The following is a 20,937-nucleotide window of genomic DNA, read 5'->3' as shown; positions in this document are numbered from 1 at the left end:
ATAATATTGTTAGTAAAAGGATCCTGCCCATGTGCAGTGGAACATAGATCCTTTTTAATAAATTCAATACCTCTTTACCTATACAACATAGCTAATTGCTTGATTATTTTTAATCACTTGATCAATTGTTCCTCCACCAAGACATTTTTCCCCATCGTAAAACACTACAGCCTGGCCTGGCGTAATAGACCGTTGCCTATCATTAAAGCTAACGTGGACATTACCATTATCAAGGATGGCTACTGTTACTTTACTATCCTTTTGACGATAACGGAATTTTGCAGTACAGGTAAATGTTTTTCCGAGATTTTTTGTGGTAATCCAGTTTAAATCTGTAGCAATTAAACTTTCTGAATACAAATGCTCATTTTCAGATCCTTGTTCAACATATAAAACATTTTCATTTAAATTTTTCCCTACAACAAACCATGCATCACCAGAACCACCAATCCCAAGACCCTGGCGTTGGCCAATTGTGTAATACATTAGACCTTCATGGTTCCCTTTCACTTCATTTTCTAATGTTTTCATTTTACCGGGCTGTGCCGGCAAGTATTCACTTAGAAATTCTTTGAAATTTCGTTCACCGATAAAACATATGCCAGTACTGTCTTTCTTGGTTGCAGTCGCTAGATTGTGTTCAGCTGCAATTTTCCTGACTTCTTTTTTTGGTAGGTGACCTAAAGGAAACATAACTTTCTCCAATACGTTTTGTGTAAGTTGATTTAAAAAATATGTTTGGTCTTTATTATCATCAACACCACGAAGCATCTCATATTCACCATTGTTTTCTCTTACTTGTGCATAATGCCCAGTTGCCAAATAATCAGCACCTAAAGAAATTGCATGATCTAAAAACGCTTTAAACTTTATCTCCTTGTTACACATAACATCCGGGTTAGGTGTTCTCCCAGCTTTGTATTCTTCTAAGAAATAAGTAAACACTTTGTCCCAATATTGTTTCTCAAAATTCACTGCATAATACGGAATACCAATTTGGTTACATACACGCACAACATCGTCATAGTCTTCTGTAGCGGTACAAAAGCCACTTTCGTCCGTATCATCCCAGTTTTTCATGAAAATACCTACCACATCATAGCCTTGTTCTTTTAATAATAATGCTGCTACTGATGAGTCGACACCTCCACTCATTCCTACCACTACACGGATATCTTTATTTTCTTTGATTTTTTCCATTTTATTTGTCACCGCCTGTTTATTTTTTTAGGCTTTTTTGTAAGTTTTGTTTCCTTTTAATCTTCGTAGTTGATACAAACTGCGACATTGTTTACCGCTAAACAAACGACCATTCATCTGATTGATTGGAGCGGAGGGCAGTCGACTCCTGCGGGAACAGCACGTGTCTGAAGACCCCACAGCGGCGGTTTTCCGCGAGGAGTCTGAAGCCGTTCCCGCGGAAAGCGACTGCCCGCAGTGGAAATCAATCCGGCTGTTACGTTGCAGCTTATAGATTTTGTATCAAAACTCTTTTTTAGCAGGTAAGAAAGTATAAATCCTTTCTTACTGCAAAAGTGTAACTAAGGCTTTCGCCATTAAGGCTTGGCGATAAGCCAAGTTTTCTAAGGAAGTTTCCGTTTAAACAGTTAGGCGCTTTACAATTGAAGCAATACGTTTTGCTGCTTCCTTAATATCTTCTTGGTTGTTATGAAGACCAAAACTAAATCGAATCGAATTAGTTGTACGGGCATCCTCCGCACCGTACATTGCACTCAGTACATGTGAAGGCTCAATCGAACCGGCAGTACATGCACTGCCACTTGAAGCAGCCACACCAGATAAATCGAAGTTAGTTAACAATGCTTCAACATTTGTTCCAGGAAAACTGATATTGACTATTGAAGGAACAAGGTCTGCTTGTGCTCCGTTTATTTCAAAGCTAAGCCCTTCTTGTTTTAATGTATCCAAAAAAATCATCTTATAATTCGAATAAGTTTTGTTCCGTTCGTCTTTTCTATCCATCAGCAATTGAACCGCGCGTTGAAACCCTGCAACACTGCCAACGTTCTCCGTACCAGGCCTGCGTTTACGTTCTTGTTCTCCCCCAAACTGCAAAGGATTGACTTGAACATTTTTGTTAATATAGAGAAAACCGATGCCTTTTGGTCCGTTGACTTTATGAGAACTTACTGTCAACAAGTCAATATTATCTCTTTTAACGTCTATTTCAAGGTGACTATACGCCTGAACGGCATCCGTATGAAAATTAGCCTGATGATTTTTTAACAACTCTCCAATTTCCTTTATTGGTTGAGTAATACCTGTCTCGTTGTTGACTGCCATAATCGACACTACTATTGTACTGTCAGTCAGTGCATTTGATAAATCCCCTATCGAAATTTTCCCGTCTTTGTATACAGGTAAATAGGTTACCTCAAATCCTATTTCTTCTAAATGCTCTGCTGCATGTAGAACTGCATGATGCTCCTGTACCGTTGTTATAATGTGATTGCCCTTTTGTTGATTAGCAAGCGCAGTTCCAATCATCGCAAGGTTGTCGGCCTCAGTTCCACCACTTGTAATAAAAATTTCTTTTTCATCTGCATGGATACTTTTAGCAAATACGACTCGGGCCTGATCCATCACTTGTCTTGCTTGTCTACCAAACGAATGGATACTCGATGGATTCCCAAAAACTTGAGAATGGACAGGAATCATTGCTTCAATTACTTCTTTAGCCATAGGAGTTGTAGCAGCATGGTCCAAATAGATGTTATTCATCTTAAACATTTCCTTCCTAATCGTTTACTAAATATAGAACATATAAGATTCATGATGTTGATCATTGTCATGTTGTACTAAGTCTTCCAATGTAGTGGTGTCCAATACATCCTTAACGGCGTCCCGAATGCGTAACCACAATGCCTGTTTTGCTGCATCTTCGTCTTCAATGCCCTCGACAGGCGTAATTGGTCCTTCTAAAACTCGAATAATATCACCAGCTGTTATTACTTTTGGTTCAGAAGCTAACATATAGCCGCCGTATGCTCCACGTACACTCTTAACCAAACCTGCATTTCGTAATGGTGACGCTAATTGTTCTAAATAATGTTCAGACAAATTCTTATCACGTGCTATAGATTTTAGGGAAACGGGTCCCTGCCCATATTGTTTAGCAAGTTCAATCATAATGGTTAAACCGTAACGTCCTTTTGTAGAAATCTTCATGCTTTACACCTCTATTAATATTGTACTACTTTCAAAGCACGTGTTCAAAAGGTCGACAAATCAGTTGAAAAGACAGTCAGTACAGTTTGAACAAGCCGAAAAAAGTAGAATTTAAACAATTTATGTTAACTTATTACAAGGAATTGTTATTCACACATGATATTATAGCATGAATAGTGCATGTATTGCATGAAACACAAACCACATAAAAAGGATGGTACCTATGAAACAAAAGCCATTAGCATATCGAATGAGACCAACTCACATTTCTGAAATAATTGGCCAAACACATATTGTCGGTGAAGGCAAAATAGTCAACCGCATGATTCAATCTGGCCGTCTAGCTTCTATGATTCTATATGGTCCACCTGGTACTGGTAAAACATCCATGGCAGTAGCATTAGGAAAAAGTTTAAACATTCCCGTTAAAATGTTAAATGCTGTTGTAGATAAGAAAAAAGATATGGAAATTGTTGTAGAGGAAGCTAAAATGACTGGGCAAGTCGTGTTGGTTCTTGATGAGGTACATCGATTAGACAAAGCAAAACAGGATTTCTTGTTACCTTACTTAGAGAGTGACCTACTAACATTAATTGGGTGTACAACGAGTAATCCATACCACTCCATAAACCCAGCTATTCGTAGCAGATGTCACTTATTTGAACTACATCCATTAACTCCACCAGATATTAAGATTGCTATAAATAGAGCCTTGGATGATATGGACAAAGGTCTAGGAAACTATCGGGTCACCATCACTGACGAAGCAGTAGAGCAATTTTCACACGCTGCAAACGGGGATTTACGGTCTGCACTAAACGGACTGGAACTGGCAGTATACTCTACCCCTAAGGACAATAATGATGAGGTTAACATTACATTAAGTATTGCTGAAGAATGCATGCAGAAGAAAAGCTTTTCACACGATAAAAATGGTGATGCACATTATGATGTTTTGTCAGCATTTCAGAAATCTATTCGGGGTAGCGATGTAAATGCCGCACTTCATTATTTAGGGAGACTAATAGAAGCAGGCGACCTGGAAAGTATAGCAAGACGAATGATCGTTTGTGCATATGAAGACATCGGGGTAGCCAATCCGCAAGCAGGGCCTCGTGCAGTTGCTGCAGTACAGGCAGCTGAACGATTAGGGTTTCCAGAAGCACGAATACCGCTATCAGTAGCAATCGTGGAACTCTGCCTGTCACCCAAATCCAATACAGCTTACAAAGCTCTTGATGCAGCACTGTCTGATATTCGAAATGGTAAAAGTGGCGAGATACCACTTCACCTTAAAGACTCACATTATAGTGGTGCTGAGAGTATGGGAAGAGGAGTTAATTATAAAGATCCTCACAATCATGAAAACGGCTGGGTAAATCAAGAATATCTTCCAGATACATTGCGTAAAAAAGAATACTATAAACCTAAGAACACAGGTAAGTTTGAGCAAGCTATGAAACAAGTATATGATAAAATTCAAAAAGACAAAAATAATAGCAAGTAAGTTAGGTATAATTCCCTTTACTATCGGTCAAACTAGTTAACATATAAAGATGTACACTAAATAAATCTAGTTGCCGTAGTTAAAGGAGCTGAAAATAGTGGTTAAAGTTAGACAGGATGCATGGTCTCATGAAGATGATTTGCTCTTAGCAGAAACAGTTCTTCGTCACATACGTGAGGGCAGTACACAATTAAATGCTTTTGAAGAGGTTGGTGATCATTTAAATCGAACATCCGCAGCTTGTGGATTCAGATGGAATGCTGAGGTAAGAAATAAGTATGATCATGCTATTGACCTTGCAAAAAGACAACGGAAAGAAAAAAAGAGAGCAGTTGCAGTGCAATCTCAGAGTCAAAGTTCTAGCCAACCAGTTGTTCAATTAGAACGCAAGACTACACCTGTAAATGAAAATAACATTGAACGTAACATTCCCGCACAACAAACAGAGTCGTATATGTCAATGGACCTGGTAATTGGCTATTTAAAACAGGTTAAAAAGGAAAATCAGACATCTAATCAATCAAAGGCTTCTCTGGAACGACTAGAAAAAGAGAATCAAGGATTAAGAAATCACGTTACTGAATTAGGAAAGAAATTAACTGTTACCGAAAAACAACTAAGCACGATTCAAGAAGACTACCAAGTATTCATTCAGATAATGGAACGTGCTAGAAAAATGACGGTTTTAGACGATCAAGGACCTACAAAAACACCAGCTTTCCGAATGGACAAAAATGGAAACTTACAGCAAGTTGCTAATGGCACAAGTAATTAACCTGAAGTAAGCTATACATCTATTAAAAAAAAAGGCTATGACACTAATATATAAATAGTGTCATAGCCTTTTTTCAGTATGTAGACATTTAATCCCAATTGTGCCGTCTACTATTTTTGTTTTGATCCTGCTCCAGCAGGTGGGTGCCTTGTTCTGTACCTATTATACTTCCTCTTTGTAAAAGGCTTGCACGCAATACAGAAACAAACGAGCTCCCATATATAAAAATGTTCGGTCAAAACATTTTTATAAACGTACACATCAGGACTTCATGCCCTCTTTCATGTAAGATAATCTTATCACAAGAAATCCTTTTAATCAATATTGATTATTGTGAAAATTCGATTACATTCATTACAAAAACGTTACATTTCCATTTTTTAATCATTTTTTTTGTTTAACTGAATAGATAATTCATCTAACTGATTGCTTGCTACTTCACTAGGAGCATCCGTCAACAGATCCGAAGCAGATGTTGTTTTCGGAAACAAAATAGTGTCACGAAGGTTGGAACGGCCAGCTAACAGCATAATGATTCTATCCAATCCGAGTGCAATTCCACCATGTGGCGGGGCACCATATTCTAACGCTTCTAATAAAAAGCCAAACTGTTCCTGTGCCTCTTCAGGAGAAAAGCCAAGTATTTCAAACATTTTATCTTGTTGGGCGCGTTGGTAAATACGGAGAGAACCGCCACCAAGCTCATAACCGTTTAACACTAGGTCGTATGCCTTAGCACGTACATTTCCAGGGTCAGTTGACAGTTTGCTGACATCCTCATCCATCGGCATGGTGAATGGATGGTGTGCAGCATGATATCTTTCACCGTCCTCATCATATTCCAACAATGGCCAGTCTGTAACCCATAAATAATTAAATTTATTTTCATCAATTACATTCATTTCTTTTCCTAATTTCAATCGCAACGCACCTAGACTATCATAGACGACAGAAGACTTATCAGCTACAAAGAGTAGTAAATCACCATCGACAGCGTCTGATTTATTACGTATAGCCTTTACTTCCTCAGCAGATAGAAACTTTGAAATAGGCCCTTTCAAGTCACCTTCTTCAACCTTTAACCAAGCTAAACCCTTTGCTCCGTAAACCTTGACAAACTCTGTTAATTTGTCAATATCTTTCCTTGAATAACTTGATGCTTGATTTTTTGCATTTAGTAATGCAACTTTTCCTCCCGTGCTAACCGCATTCTGAAATACTTTAAACGAAGAATCCTTCACATCATCAGAGACATGAACAAGTTCCATTTCAAAGCGTGTATCCGGTTTATCTGAACCATAGCGATCCATTGCATCCTGGTATTTAATTCTTGGTAATGGTAGAGAAAGCTCAAGTCCTTTCACTTCCATCATAACTTTTTGCATCATCTTCTCAGTCATTTCCATGATTTCATCACTTGACATGAACGACGTCTCTATATCAATTTGTGTGAATTCAGGCTGCCGGTCTGCACGTAAGTCTTCATCTCGGAAACAACGGGCAATTTGATAGTATTTCTCAAATCCGGACACCATAATCAGCTGTTTAAAGAGCTGTGGTGACTGTGGCAAAGCATAAAATTCACCAGCGTGGACACGACTTGGAACCAGGTAATCTCGAGCTCCCTCTGGAGTGCTCTTTGTTAGGATTGGTGTCTCCATTTCTAAAAATTCATGGTCATTTAAGTAGTTTCGTATAACTTGGGTTGTACGATGACGTAATTTAAATGTTTCCTGCAAGGAACTTCTCCGCAAATCCAAATACCGATATTTCAAACGCAATTCCTCAGCAACATCAGTCTCGTCCTGGATTAGAAATGGAGGGTTCTTTGATTTATTTAGTATTTCCAGTGACTGAACAACTACCTCTATTTCTCCCGTTGTCATCAGCTCATTTACTGTTGACTTGTCACGTTTTACTACCTGGCCTTTTACTTCAACAACATATTCACTCCGAACTGATTCAGCAATGGTTAATGCCTCTTCAGAAATCGTTGGGTTAAAAACAATTTGAACAACACCAGATTTATCACGTAAGTCAATAAAAATAAGTCCGCCTAAATCACGTCTTTTTTGTACCCATCCCTTAAGAAGTACCTCCTGGTCAATATGATCTGAACCCAGTGATCCAGCTAAACTTCGTGTAACTTTTCCCATTATGATCTGCCACCCTTACCTAGTGTTATAGTTTTCATATAAGATACGATATCTGATAGAGCTACCTCTTTCTGATCGCCACTTTTCATATCTTTTACATTAATTACGTTGTTTTCTATTTCCTGGTCACCCAAAACAAGAACAAACCTTGCGTTAACACGATCTGCAGCTTTAAATTGTCCTTTCATTTTGCGTCCCTGATAATCACGGTCGACCTGGACACCATTTTCACGCAAGACATGTACAAGACGAACAGATTCTGCTTCTGCTTTTTCACCAAAGGCAACAAAGAAACAATCTAACTCATCATCTACCGGTACAGTTAATTTTTCAGCTTCAAGAGCCATTAGAAGTCTTTCAATTCCCATTCCAAACCCAATTCCAGGTGTGTCAGGTCCCCCTAAGTCTTCTACTAAACCATTATACCGACCGCCTCCAGCCAGTGTAGTGATAGAGCCAAACCCTTCAGCCTCACTCATAATCTCAAATGCTGTATGGTTATAATAATCTAACCCACGTACAAGATTTTTATCCACAGTATATGAAATGTCCATTACGTCTAAGTATTTCTTAACCTTTTCAAAATAATCGCTTGATTCCTCGTTTAAATAATCAACCATAGATGGCGCTGTCCCCATTGCGGGGTGATCACTATCCTTTTTACAATCCAATATGCGTAGTGGATTTTGAGTCAGACGGGTTTGACAATCCTCGCATAATTCTTCTTTATGTGGCGAGAAGTTTTGTATCAATGCTTCACGATACGCTATTCTACTCTCCGTATCTCCCAGGCTGTTAATAACAAGTTTTAATGATTTTAGCCCCAGTTGCTTATAGCATGTCATAGCCAAATCAATTACCTCAGCATCGACCGCGGGGTCTGCGCTGCCCATAACCTCAACACCAAATTGATTTAATTGACGCATTCTACCTTTTTGTGGACGTTCATACCTGAACATTTGACCAAAATAAAACAGTTTTACGGGTTGTATTGGCGAACCAAACAATTTATTTTCTACAAAAGCTCTTACAACAGATGCAGTTCCTTCCGGGCGTAAAGTTAAGCTTCTGCCACCACGATCTTCAAATGTATACATTTCCTTTTGAACGATATCTGTTGAGTCGCCAACACCCCGTTGAAACAATTCCGTGTGCTCAAATAAAGGGGTCCGAATCTCACTAAAGTTAAATCTTTCACATACAGATTTTAAAACACTTTCTATATACTGCCACTTTTGCGCCGTTTCAGGTAAAACATCTACCGTTCCGCGTGGTGCTTTTATGTTCATGTTATCTCTCCTTTTGACTTCATATGTAAAATTGAAGATAAAACTATTTCTAGTATTACCATAGATCGGCATTCTTTTCTTTATCAATACAAAAAAACTCCCATCCCAATATAAAAAAGGGACGAGAGTTACCCGCGTTGCCACCCTAGTTGGTGTACAGTTACACCCACTCTTCACAGTTAACGCCTGCAAAACGTCTTAACCTAAAATATTTTTCAATTAAGATCCTAAGGAATGTCTTTCATTAAGTTAGTATTGTAAAAATGTTTTCAGCCTCGCGACATTTTCTCTCTGACCAACTATTCACTTAACTACTTTTTCCCTCAAACGGTTCATTATTTATGATAGAATGATTATAATCATAATAGCATCCGATTACAATGTCAAGTACGATTTACTTTTTTCTTTAGCTGATTCACTTCACCTAAAGTTATTCCTAATTCCATAGCCATTTCCATATGGTTTGTATGATCATGCAGTTCCATAAATCGATGAAAATTAACGTCATGTATGTCTTTATTTGTTGAAGTTTTTCGTTGCATTTCACTCATTCTCATTTTTTTATTACCTCCAGTATAAACCTATCTTTGCCTAATTACATTATTTCTATTAAAATAAAGAAAGATACATATTTGTTTTACTATCATTTAGGGGGAAATAGATTTGCGCAGGTTTAAATTGTTAGGTCTTTGCATAAGTTTACTTTTAGTTTTAACTGCAATGACCAGCCCAGTCAAAGCAAAAGAAGCTGTTATTAATACGGAAGTTTTAAATGTTAGAAACGGCCCAGGTGAAAGTTATGAGGAAATTATGGAAGTTCATGCAAATGAAACATACACAATCCTGCAGCAGAAAAATAATTGGGTTGAAATACAATTGGATTCAACGACTGGTTGGGTGGTTACAGACTACATTTCAATTCGTGAAGGTGGTGCTTCAGCTGATAAAATAGAAGTTTCAACCAACAAACCAACAATAGACCAGGTAATTCTGTCCTATGATAATACGCACCTTAGAAGTGGACCAGCGACACAATACGAAATTACTGGTTACGCTGATAAAGGGACTACCTTTGAAGTTTTAGGTGAAACAGAAGAATGGTACGAAGTGAAAAACAAAGATTTGCAAGGCTTCTTAAAAAAACAATTCATACAAGATGAAACCGAAACTACTTCATCAGGCATTGAAAATAAGACCATTGTAATTGATGCAGGGCATGGTGGTCGAGACGTTGGAGCAATTGGAGTAAGTGGGACCTACGAAAAGAATTATACGTACAGAACTTCATTGGAGTTAAAGCAGGAATTGACTGTTTTGGGAGCAAACGTTATTTTAACTCGGCCAGAAGATGAATTTATTTCTTTAGGTAGTCGATCAAGTTATGCAAACATTGCTGGAACTGATGCATTCATTAGTATTCACTATAACAGTACACCTGAATTACCGAATGTAACAGGTATTGGAACCTATTATTATCACGATCAAAATAAAGAACTTGCAGCTTACGTTCAAAAAGAATTAATTAAAGAAACAAACGCTAATGACCGTAAATTCACGTTTGGGGACTACTTTGTTATCAGACAAACATTTAAGCCTGCTATCTTAGTAGAACTTGGGTTTTTATCCAACAAAGAAAAAGAACAGCTTCTTCAAACTGACGCCTATCAGAAAAAACTGGTTCAGGGAATGGTTAATGGATTGCTTAAATACTTTGCAAATAAATAGGTTGGTGAAAAAAAGGGATCCATTCGTTTAAGACGAATGGATCCCTTTTTCATTTGTCGTTACTATCTAGAATAAATGTAGCTGGCCCAACATTGGTAAGTTGAACATTCATCATTTCCCCAAACCTACCTGTCTCAACTGTAACACCATTTTCTCTAATTAATTGATTAGCAGCCTTGTACATCTTATCAGCATGCTCAGCTTTAGCTGCGTCTGTAAAACTGGGACGTCTTCCCTTTTGTGTGCTTGCATATAAAGTAAATTGAGATATAGATAATACTTCCCCATTGACATCTTTTAGTGACAGATTCATTTTTTCGTTTGAATCCTCAAATATTCGGAGATTCACTATTTTATTAACAATAAAGTTTACATCGTCAATTGTATCTTCATGTGTAACACCCAATAGCAAAACTAGCCCATTGTCAATTTTTCCTATTGCCTCACCGTCAACAGTTACACTAGCATTGACAGCGCGTTGGATAACTGCTCTCATTAGTATAACTCCTTTTCAGACTAATACCGTTACTGCACTGTTCTAGATACTGTATAAACTTCTTTAATTTGTTTGATCCGTTCGACTATTCTTCTTAAGTGATTAGTATCATGAATAAGAATAGTTATATTTATAACAGCCATTTTATTTCGATCAGAACGGCCTGTTACTTGTGTAATATTTGTTTTAGTTTCATTTACAGCTTGTAAAACTTCATTTAGTAGTCCACGTCGGTCATAACCGGATATTTCCAAGTCAACATGGTACTGTTGCTTTTTATCACTTTGATTTGTTTCCCATTCCACATGTAAAAATCGTTGTTTAGCGTTCTCGGTTTGAACATTAGGGCAGTCTGTTCTATGCACAGATACCCCACGACCTTTAGTAATATAGCCAACAATATCATCACCAGGGACTGGATTACAGCATTTTGAAAGACGAACCAGTAAATTGTCGACTCCCTCAACTCTAACACCTGAATCACGTTTACTTGCTTTATTTGCCTTAACATCAGTTTTCACATCTTCTAGTGTTTGAGCTAAATCCTGTTCCTTCAATTTTGTTTGGCGGATTTTATCTGTGAGTCGAGTAGCAATTAATGCAGCAGTAATACCCTGATAACCCACTGCTGCATACATATCTTCTTCGTTAGTGAAATTGAATTTCTCGTAGATACGTTGCAAATTATCCTGTGTTAAAGCTTCCTTAGGATCGATATCTAATGCACGGATTTCCTTGTCCACCAATTCTTTTCCTTTAATAATGTTTTCTTCGCGACTTTGTTTTTTAAAAAACTGTTTGATTTTGTTTTTCGCTTGTGATGTTTGCGTAACCTTTAGCCAGTCTTGAGAAGGACCATAGGAATGCTTAGAAGTCATAACATCAATAATATCTCCATTTTTAAGCTGATAATCAAGTGGTTCCATCTTCCCGTTGATTTTTGCTCCTATTGTTTTATTCCCGATTTCTGTATGAATTCGGTAAGCAAAATCGAGTGGAACTGACCCAGATGGTAACTCAATTACATCACCTTTAGGTGTGAACACATAGACCATATCGGAAAACAGATCTACCTTTAAAGATTCCATGAATTCTTCAGCGTCATGTGTTTCATTTTGCCATTCTAAAATTTCCCTGAACCAGGTTAACTTCTCTTCAAAGGATTTCTTGTCTTTATTTAACTGACGTCCTTCTTTATACGCCCAATGTGCAGCAATCCCGTACTCTGAAATCTCGTGCATCTCTTTCGTTCGTATTTGAACCTCGAGAGGATCACCTTTTGGACCTATTACAGTAGTGTGCAGAGATTGGTATAGATTTGGCTTTGGCATGGCAATATAATCCTTGAATCTGCCAGGCATTGGCTTCCAGCAGGTATGAATAATTCCGAGCACTGCGTAGCAATCCTTAATACTATCCACAATTATCCGAACTGCAAGCAAATCATAAATTTCAGTGAATTGCTTATTCTGTTTAGACATCTTCCTGTATATACTGTATAAATGTTTGGGTCTACCAGAAATATCTGCATCAATATTTACTTCTTCTACCTGTTTATTAACCTGATCCATTACATCTTTTATATACGTTTCACGTTGATCTCTTTTTTGTTTCATTAGTTGTACGATACGGTAATATTGCTGTGGGTTTAAGTATCTTAGTGCAGTATCTTCCAATTCCCATTTTATGGTAGAAATTCCTAACCTGTGTGCCAATGGTGCAAAAATTTCTAATGTTTCATTTGAAATTCTCCGTTGTTTTTCTCCTGGAAGGTGTTTTAATGTACGCATATTATGTAGCCGGTCTGCAAGCTTAATTAAAATTACACGAATATCTTTAGCCATGGCTACAAACATTTTCCGATGATTTTCAGCTTGAATTGCCTCTTTTGATTTATATTTAATTTTACCTAGTTTCGTAACACCATCAACCAGCATAACGACTTCACGATTGAAATTAGATTCTAAATCTTCCAACGTGACATCTGTGTCTTCAACCACATCATGTAGGAATCCACCAGCAATTGTTTCAGGATCCATTTCCAGTTCAACCAGAATACCAGCAACCTGAACTGGATGTATAATGTAGGGTTCACCAGATTTTCGAAACTGATTTGAATGAGCCTTTTCAGCAAATTCGTATGCACGCCGAATAAACGCTGCATCTTCCTCAGTTAAATATCTACGCGCTTTTTTAATTACGTCTTCACTTGTTAAAATATCATCTTTAGCCATCTAGATCACCTTAATTCAATGAGGGAATATAAATCTTGAAAATTTAGCTTCGAAAAACTTTATTTTATATAAAACACATTAACATAATTATTAGTTCATCATAAAAATAGCACGATCAAATAGGACAAATATTTAATATATACCTATAATCTACTAATATGCCTTAGATAGCAACCTATTTATTAGAAAAGTAAAGGTCTTACCTGTCATGAACAGGACAATCAAGCTTGATGTATAAATAATAGGCCTGACGAATAATGGTTGTATCGTCAGACCATTGTATCATGAATTTAATTGTGTTGTTAGTAGCGCATCAACGTTAATACATCATAACCATCTAATTTACTAAGTCCATCTAAATATGTAAGCTCTATCAAAAATGCACAGCCTACTACAATGCCACCTAAATCTTCTACTAGTTTTATGGTAGCCTCAATAGTTCCTCCTGTTGCAAGCAGGTCATCGGTAATTAACACACGTTGTCCCGGTTTAATAGCGTCTTTGTGAATAGTGAGAACATTTTTGCCGTATTCTAGACCATAATCTACCTTAATTACTTCACGTGGGAGTTTTCCTTCTTTTCTCACCGGTGCGAAGCCGATTTCCAATGCATATGATACAGGGCAACCAATTATAAATCCTCTTGCTTCAGGCCCCACAACTATATCTATCTCTTTTTCTTTTGCAAATTCTACAATTTCATCAACCGCTGACTTAAATGCCACACCATTATCCATTAAAGGGGTGATGTCTTTAAATTGAACACCGTCTTTCGGCCAGTTTTCCACTATTTTTATATACTTCTTATAATCCATAGGTAAGCTCCTCCTTGGGAATGTCCACACCTTCTATTAAGCTCCGAAACCATTGATTTAAATCATTATAATTCGAATAATAAAGTTTCTTTTCAATTTCACTGTGTTTAATTCGTTTTTGATATAATTTTGATTCCTGCAACTCTTTTTTTATCGGGTTGGGACTCGGTTTAGCAAGTCCACTCTCTATAATAACAAATTCCAATTCAAAAAACACATTTAACATAAATCTAATTCTTTCTTCAGACCATTCCTGTACCTTCATAAGGGAAGCTAGATCTTTTCGTATATCAAAATACCCCCGTTTACTTATTAATCCATAAAATTGCTTAAAGTCTGCTCTTGTAGGCAATGATTTAAGATAGTTACTGTCTCTCAAATAAAAGCATACATGGATATTTTCTGGCTGTGCCAACCGTACTGTTTTACTAAGATCTTCAAGGTCATCTGGTAAATCAAACAAAAAAATGGTTTCAACTTTACTATGGTCTGATTTATATGTTTCATTGGCAAGATTAGTTGGACACTCTTTAATACGGTTTTCAACATCATTGCCTATAACCAAATAGTTATTCGTGTTACCTACAAATGGCATAATATCAATTTGTTTTTTTCCACGGTGATCAAAAAGCTGCGGTTCTTCTATTTGTAAATCTTTTATTACCATTTGCGCTTTTCTGTTTCCATTCCATTCATTAATTCCAATTTCTCCAACCACTGAGATTTGACTTTTTTCGGTGATGAACGGAAATGTATCACCTAGTCCAAACCCAATTCCGTCTAAGGATAATGCGTCATGTTTAAACTGTAGTTTCAAATGATTTTGCATTGAACCTATTTGACGAACGCTTGCAGGAAATTGTTTTACGTGAAAGGTTGGTTTTGGATTAGCCATTCCAAATGGAGCAAGCTGATTGATTTCATTAACCAGTTCTTCATTAACCTCTTTTATTGAAAGTGTTTTGCTTATTATAATCTTTTGCTTAAAATCGTCATCTGAAAGTTGTTCAGTGATTATTTCTGATAACTTTTGCTGTAATAAGGGTATGTTATCAACTGGTAATGTCATTCCAGCAGCCTGCGAATGTCCACCAAATCGAGTGAAGTAGTCTCTAACTTCCATACAATTTTTAAACAAATCAAATGCAGGAATACTTCGTGCAGAACCTTTAGCAGAGCCATCTTCATTATTGATTGCCAGAACAATTGCTGGTCGGTCATACTTCCGTACTAGCTTCGAAGCTACTATTCCTAGTACCCCTTCATTCCAACCTTCTTTTGCTACAATCGTTATACCCTTTGCGTCACTTTCCTCAACTAGTGATTCCGCTTCTATAACTATTTCATTCACAATCTGCTGTCGCTCTTGGTTTAATCCTTGAACCATTTCTGCAAGGTGTTCAGCTTCTTCCTCGCTATCAGTCATTAACATTTCAACAGCCAATCCAGCATCTTGCAACCTGCCAACTGCATTTATTCGTGGTCCTATCAAAAAACCAACATCTTCTTCCGTTACATTTCCTTCAATTTTACATTGTTTCTTTAATGCTTTAAGCCCTGGTCGCTTTGATCGTGATAGAGTCTTCAAACCATGGTAAGCAAGGATCCTATTTTCGTTTACCAGGGGAACTAAGTCGGCAATTGTACCAATAGCAACTAAATCCAGTAAATGTTCCGGAAAATATCCTAATAAGCTTTGGGCAAATTTAAAAGCTACTCCAACACCCGCTAACTCTTTAAAAGGGTATGTGGGAGAACACTTTGGATGTAAAATAGATAATGCTTGAGGTAATTCATTTTGTGGTTCATGGTGATCAGTTATAATTAAATCGATTCCAAGCTCTTCGGCTAACATTGCTTCCTGAACGGATGTTATTCCACAATCTACCGTAATTATTAATTGGAATCCTTGTTCTTTTGCGTGTGAAAATGCTTGTTCGTTTGGACCATAACCTTCCGAAAACCGATTTGGTATATAATAATCGCAGTCAGCTCCGAGCTCCTGTAATACTAGCATTAACAGAGTCGTAGAACTAACCCCGTCTGCGTCATAATCTCCAAACACGAGAATTTTTTCATTTTTTTCAATTGCTTTATGTACCCGCTCAATTGCAACATCCATACCCAACAGATCCTCTGGATTATACAAATTGTTGATAGTGGGGGTCAGGAATTCAATTGCTTCATCTGAAGTGGTAATTCCACGTTGTACCAATAATTCTTTTATAACAGGAGACAAATCCGGTGTGTCACCCGCCCATTGTACTTCATCTGTATTATTTTCAGTAAATTTCCAAACCGCTTTACTTTTTAACATAAATTCACCCCTGACCTTCCCATTATACAAAAGAGAGCCAAGGGTAGCAATTAGAATTAGTTATCCATTTACAGGTTTTTCTTTACTATTTAAACACAACAAGCGTTTTGCGATAAGTCAATTTTTCTAACATGTGTTAAAAAGGCTTTTCCTGAGTATTATTTTCTGATTCACCTTCAGTACTATCATTACTTAGATTATCCTGTTCTTGTTGAATTGAAGCTGTGTCATCCTTTAATTTAACGTTTTCTTTACGTAAGGACTTAATTTCTCTTTGCAGCCGAAACACTCTGATAATCCCTACAGCAGCTGTAATTATTCCACCCATTAACACTGAAAATAAAATTACATAGATTAAAGGGGCTTCCCCTGTACCAAACAAGTAATTCACTTCAACAGGATCAACATTTATTACTGCAAAAATGGCTACAATAATAACAAATATAATGGCAAGTATAACGGATGTTTGACCTTTCATTAAATAACCTCCTACTAGTCTTATTATTTATAAGTTACCCTTTCTTTCCCTATCGTAATCTTCAACTACCCACCACTTATCAATCTTACGATTTGATTGAAGTGGGGGATTCCTAAGAACACTAATGTAACCACCAGTTATTTTATTAGGCTATCTCCACAGTTCCTGCGGTTAATCGAATTGTTTCATTGTGAATATTGATACTTGCGTTCAAATCTCGATCATGTTGTGTTTGACAAGATGGGCAAACCCATTCACGCAATGCAAGATTTTTAACGTCCTTATTTTGGTAGCCACAATGTGAACATAATTGACTGGAAGAAAAGTATTTTGCCACTATGACAACCTGCTTTCCATACCATGTTGCTTTATATTCAAGCATGGTACGAAATTGTGACCAGCTTACATCGCTAATTGCTTTTGCCAATTTGTGGTTTTTCAGCATATTCGATACGTGCAAATCCTCTATACCAATAATGTCGTGGTTTTTGACAATTTCAGTAGAGATTTTGTGCAGGTAGTCTGTTCGAGCATTGGCTATTTTCTCATGAATGCGTGCTACTTTCCGCTTTTGTTTTTGATAATTCTTTGCTTCATACAACTTGTTTTTTCGTTTTAAAGCTAACCCTTGGCGTCTTGACAGAATGCGTTGTTCCTTCACTAATTTCTTTTCCAGGGTAGAGAAATGCTTTCGATTTTTATATACCGTCTGATCCGACAGAATAGCAAAGTCTTTCAGTCCGACATCTATCCCAACAGATGAACCTGTTTTAGGGAGCTTTTCTACTTCTATCTCAACCATAATGGAGACAGAATAGGTACCACTTACATTTCGTCTAACTGCTGCACTAATCAGCCTACCTTTTACCTCACGACTTTTCGCAAAGCGAATAAAGCCCAGTTTCGGCAATTTAATGTTGTTACCAACGATGGCAATATTTCCGTTTGTTTGTTTTGTTGTATAGGATTGAATGGTGTTCATCTTGGATTTAAAACGTGGTGGTTTCGTTTGCTTGTTGAAAAATCGCGTGTAGGAATCCGCCAGATTTTTTAACGAGGATTGAATGGCAATGCTATCCACCTCTTTTAGCCAGACGAGTTCTTTTTTAAGTGATGGTAATTCCTTCGAACATGTATTATATGTTAATCCTTTACCCGTTTGGTTATAGGAGGTATTCCATTTCGCTAAAAAATGGTTAAAAACAAATCTGGTACATCCAATCGTTTTTGTAATCAGAATTTCTTGTTTCTTATTTGGATAGATTCGAAATTTATAGGCTTTGTGGGTTAACGTGATTTCCACTCCTCCGAAAGGAACGTTTGTTTGCATTATACCACATTAATTATTTTAAGAAAAGAAAATATTAGAAAACTTGGCTTATCGCCAATGCCTTTATGGCCACTTAGTTGCACTTATGCAGTAAGAAAGAAGTTATACTTTCTTACCTGTCAAAATATTTATTAGGTCGGACAATTGAGATAGCAAAAAGCTATCCCTTGTCTGAAGGCAATTCATCCCCACCCTACTCATTGAGCTTAAACCCTTCACATTCCTTGAGTAAGGGGTCTTCTTGCCTGAAAACGATAAAACCCCCGTTCACTATGAATCGGGGGTTTTACGATTGCTAGCCCACTTCAAATCTTATACTTGTGGTCCTTCTGTTCGTTTCTTTTTCTCAAAGACAACAGGCTTTTCTTTTATCATCTTCCCTCTCCAGATCAACCATAATTGGGATGCTAAGAAAAGTGATGAGTATGTTCCTGCAATAAGTCCTACTGCGAGCGCAATAGCGAATCCAGTTATTGAAGCTGCACCTAAGAATAGGAAAGCAAAAACTGCAATCATCGTTGTAAAGGTTGTGTTAATACTACGTGTGAACGTCTGGACTAAACTGCGATTTACAATGATCGCGAGTTGTTTCGCAGACTTAACCCTTTTCTCTTTAATTAAATTTTCCCGAATGCGATCAAATGTAACAATTGTATCGTTAATCGAATAACCAACAATCGTTAGAATTGCTGCTACGATTGTAATGTCAAACTCGATTCGAAACAAACTAAATATCGCTATCACGAAAAATGCATCGTGAAGTAGTGCGATTATAGCCGTTATTGCAAAGAAAAACTCAAAACGGAATGCAACATAAATGATCATTCCTATAATTGCAATTCCAACTGCATATAGAGCGTTTTTGACAAGCTCTTCCCCTACAATTGAAGAAACTACACTTACATTTGGTTCATTTCCATACTTCTCCATAAAATAACTTTTTACTTCCGCAATTTTATCTTGATCTAAAACAGTATCGTAGCGTGTAACCGCAATCTCATTATTTTCTCCCGCTAGGACTACTGATTCCGCTTTTAATTCTAGCTCAGTTAAACTAGCCTTAATTTCTTTAGTTGTTACACTATCCTCTGACAATACCTCTATTCTTGATCCACTAGTGAAATCAATTCCGGGATTCAGTTGGAAAAATAGTAACGAAACTGCACCAAGTATCACCATAATGCTGGATGCTAGGAAAAACTTTTTACGGTGCTTTACAGTGTCAACTTCCCGATTAAAAATAGTAGGTTCTCTTTCTGTTTTATCCTTAATATCCTGAATATCTTTTTGTTTTATTCCAAACAACCATGGTCGATTACGTAAAAATTTCGTTTTTACCCATAATCCCAACAAAATTCTTGATCCATAAACTGCTGTAACAAAACTAACTAATATACTAATGATTAACATGGTGGCAAACCCTTTAACTGAGCTTGTCCCAAATATAAATAATATTGTTGCTGCTAAGATGGTTGTGATATTCGCATCAAAGATTGTAGATAAAGAGTTCTTATTACCAGCTTTAAAGGCAGCTGAAACTGATTTACCAGAACGGAGTTCCTCTTTAATACGTTCATTTGTAATAACATTCGCATCAACAGCCATACCAACTCCCAGTATTAATGCCGCTATCCCAGATAATGTTAAAACTCCATTTAATAATTCAAAGACAACCAAGATCAGGTATATATAGATACTTAAGTTGATTACAGCAATAACACCAGGAAAACGGTAATAAGCGATCATAAATAAGAAAATAATTCCGACACCAATAATCCCCGCAAATACTGTTTTATTTAAAGCTTGTTCACCAAACTGTGCACCCACTGACGTTGAATATTTTTCAATTAGATCAACAGGTAATGAACCAGCATTTATAATATCTGCCAATCGTTGTGCCGATTCGACTGTGAAATCGCCGCTTATCATTACACTTGAAGTGTTTAACGGTTCATCTACCTGTGGAGCAGATATGTATTTTGGATCTTCTTTTTTATATTCTTCAGCAAATGAATTCTCTTCCTGGTAATCCATCCAAATTACTAATAGATTATCTTCATAAGGTGTTTCTGGAATTTTCATTTGGCTAATCTTGCTTGTAACCTCTCTAAACTTAGAAGCGTCTTTTACTTCTAGCGTGACAATTGGTGCATTGGTATCCGGATGAAAGTCCTGTTGTGCACTTCCGCCTTTAATATCATTTCCATTCATATATTCCTTATCATTTACATCACGAAACGACAATCTAGCAGATGTGGACAACATTTTACGAGCTTCGGTTTGATTCTCTACACCAGCTAGCTGTACACGTATACGATTCTCACCTTCAATATTGATAGTTGCTTCACTAATACCGAGTCCATTAACTCGTTCATTTAGTGTTCTCACTGTTGCTTCTAGTAATTCCCGATCTACTTCGGTTCCTTCTTCAACTGGTTCAACTTTATATAATACCTCAAACCCGCCTTGAAGATCTAATCCTAAATTTATATCTTTTGTTATGCCTGTCACCGTTGTTCCAATCGTTGCAGCAAATAATATAACGATTAGAAAAAAGGCAACAATTTTACCTCTGTTTTTCATTTAAAAATTGCCTCCCTTTCTCTTTGTGTTTTACTTATCCTTT

Annotated in this window: 16 protein-coding genes, 1 other RNA gene and 1 other annotated feature; of the genes, 3 read left to right on the top strand and 14 right to left on the bottom strand. The window is 37.0% G+C overall.

Annotated features, from left to right (window positions below; genetic code table 11):
- Window positions 1–78: 78 nt before the first annotated feature.
- From mnmA to cymR, 3 genes are all read right to left on the bottom strand, one after another.
- Window positions 79–1,191: a tRNA 2-thiouridine(34) synthase MnmA gene (gene mnmA, locus ACOI1D_RS00690; protein WP_422498433.1), complete on the bottom strand. Its 1,113-nt coding sequence runs from the start codon at window positions 1,189–1,191 to the stop codon at window positions 79–81.
- A 408-nt stretch (window positions 1,192–1,599) separates the two neighbouring features.
- A complete protein-coding gene (locus ACOI1D_RS00685; RefSeq protein WP_422498348.1) occupies window positions 1,600–2,742 on the bottom strand; it encodes a cysteine desulfurase family protein in 1,143 nt (380 codons plus the stop codon).
- A gap of 27 nt (window positions 2,743–2,769) precedes the next feature.
- Window positions 2,770–3,189, bottom strand: coding sequence for a cysteine metabolism transcriptional regulator CymR (gene cymR, locus ACOI1D_RS00680; protein ID WP_422498347.1), 420 nt, complete (start codon window positions 3,187–3,189; stop codon window positions 2,770–2,772).
- Between the two features lie 223 nt (window positions 3,190–3,412).
- Here cymR and ACOI1D_RS00675 point away from each other — a divergent pair, with 223 nt between their 5' ends.
- Complete coding sequence (locus tag ACOI1D_RS00675; protein ID WP_422498346.1) at window positions 3,413–4,696, top strand: replication-associated recombination protein A; 1,284 nt, start codon at window positions 3,413–3,415, stop codon at window positions 4,694–4,696.
- A 97-nt stretch (window positions 4,697–4,793) separates the two neighbouring features.
- The gene (locus tag ACOI1D_RS00670; RefSeq protein WP_422498345.1) at window positions 4,794–5,471 is read left to right on the top strand and encodes an RsfA family transcriptional regulator; all 678 of its coding nucleotides are present in this window, start codon (window positions 4,794–4,796) and stop codon (window positions 5,469–5,471) included.
- An 87-nt stretch (window positions 5,472–5,558) separates the two neighbouring features.
- Here the strand turns inward: ACOI1D_RS00670 and ssrS are convergent.
- From ssrS to ACOI1D_RS00650, 4 genes are all read right to left on the bottom strand, one after another.
- Window positions 5,559–5,742, bottom strand: a non-coding RNA gene (ssrS, locus tag ACOI1D_RS00665) — 6S RNA.
- Between the two features lie 109 nt (window positions 5,743–5,851).
- Window positions 5,852–7,627: an aspartate--tRNA ligase gene (gene aspS / locus ACOI1D_RS00660; protein WP_422498344.1), complete on the bottom strand. Its 1,776-nt coding sequence runs from the start codon at window positions 7,625–7,627 to the stop codon at window positions 5,852–5,854.
- Complete coding sequence (gene hisS, locus ACOI1D_RS00655) at window positions 7,627–8,916, bottom strand: histidine--tRNA ligase (protein WP_422498343.1); 1,290 nt, start codon at window positions 8,914–8,916, stop codon at window positions 7,627–7,629. Before hisS ends, aspS begins: the two co-directional genes overlap by 1 nt.
- 114 nt (window positions 8,917–9,030) lie before the next feature.
- Window positions 9,031–9,253, bottom strand: a binding site (T-box leader).
- A gap of 46 nt (window positions 9,254–9,299) precedes the next feature.
- A complete protein-coding gene (locus ACOI1D_RS00650; protein ID WP_422498342.1) occupies window positions 9,300–9,473 on the bottom strand; it encodes a hypothetical protein in 174 nt (57 codons plus the stop codon).
- 106 nt (window positions 9,474–9,579) lie between these two features.
- Here ACOI1D_RS00650 and ACOI1D_RS00645 point away from each other — a divergent pair, with 106 nt between their 5' ends.
- Entirely contained in the window at window positions 9,580–10,641 is a 1,062-nt protein-coding gene (locus ACOI1D_RS00645) for an N-acetylmuramoyl-L-alanine amidase (RefSeq protein WP_422498341.1), read from the top strand.
- A gap of 49 nt (window positions 10,642–10,690) precedes the next feature.
- Here the strand turns inward: ACOI1D_RS00645 and dtd are convergent, their stop codons facing one another.
- The 7 genes from dtd to secDF all read right to left on the bottom strand — a co-directional run bounded on the left by dtd (window position 10,691) and on the right by secDF (window position 20,894).
- Window positions 10,691–11,137, bottom strand: coding sequence for a D-aminoacyl-tRNA deacylase (gene dtd, locus ACOI1D_RS00640; RefSeq protein WP_422498340.1), 447 nt, complete (start codon window positions 11,135–11,137; stop codon window positions 10,691–10,693).
- A gap of 29 nt (window positions 11,138–11,166) precedes the next feature.
- Window positions 11,167–13,371, bottom strand: coding sequence for a RelA/SpoT family protein (locus tag ACOI1D_RS00635; RefSeq protein ID WP_422498339.1), 2,205 nt, complete (start codon window positions 13,369–13,371; stop codon window positions 11,167–11,169).
- 302 nt (window positions 13,372–13,673) lie between these two features.
- Window positions 13,674–14,186 (bottom strand): adenine phosphoribosyltransferase, encoded by a 513-nt coding sequence (locus ACOI1D_RS00630; protein WP_422498338.1) that lies wholly within the window; start codon window positions 14,184–14,186, stop codon window positions 13,674–13,676.
- On the bottom strand, window positions 14,176–16,503 hold the full coding sequence (gene recJ, locus ACOI1D_RS00625) for a single-stranded-DNA-specific exonuclease RecJ (RefSeq protein ID WP_422498337.1): 2,328 nt from the start codon (window positions 16,501–16,503) through the stop codon (window positions 14,176–14,178). Before recJ ends, ACOI1D_RS00630 begins: the two co-directional genes overlap by 11 nt.
- Before the next feature lie 136 nt (window positions 16,504–16,639).
- Window positions 16,640–16,981, bottom strand: a complete 342-nt coding sequence (locus ACOI1D_RS00620; RefSeq protein ID WP_422498336.1) for a LapA family protein — start codon at window positions 16,979–16,981, stop codon at window positions 16,640–16,642.
- Window positions 16,982–17,126: 145 nt separating this feature from the next.
- A complete protein-coding gene (tnpB, locus tag ACOI1D_RS00615; RefSeq protein WP_422498335.1) occupies window positions 17,127–18,311 on the bottom strand; it encodes an IS200/IS605 family element RNA-guided endonuclease TnpB in 1,185 nt (394 codons plus the stop codon).
- A 312-nt stretch (window positions 18,312–18,623) separates the two neighbouring features.
- Window positions 18,624–20,894, bottom strand: a complete 2,271-nt coding sequence (secDF, locus tag ACOI1D_RS00610) for a protein translocase subunit SecDF (RefSeq protein WP_422498334.1) — start codon at window positions 20,892–20,894, stop codon at window positions 18,624–18,626.
- Window positions 20,895–20,937: the final 43 nt, after the last annotated feature.

This window comes from Virgibacillus sp. DJP39, from assembly GCF_049310925.1.
Classification (GTDB): domain Bacteria; phylum Bacillota; class Bacilli; order Bacillales; family Amphibacillaceae; genus Virgibacillus_F.
This window is presented reverse-complemented; position numbering and strand designations above follow the sequence as displayed.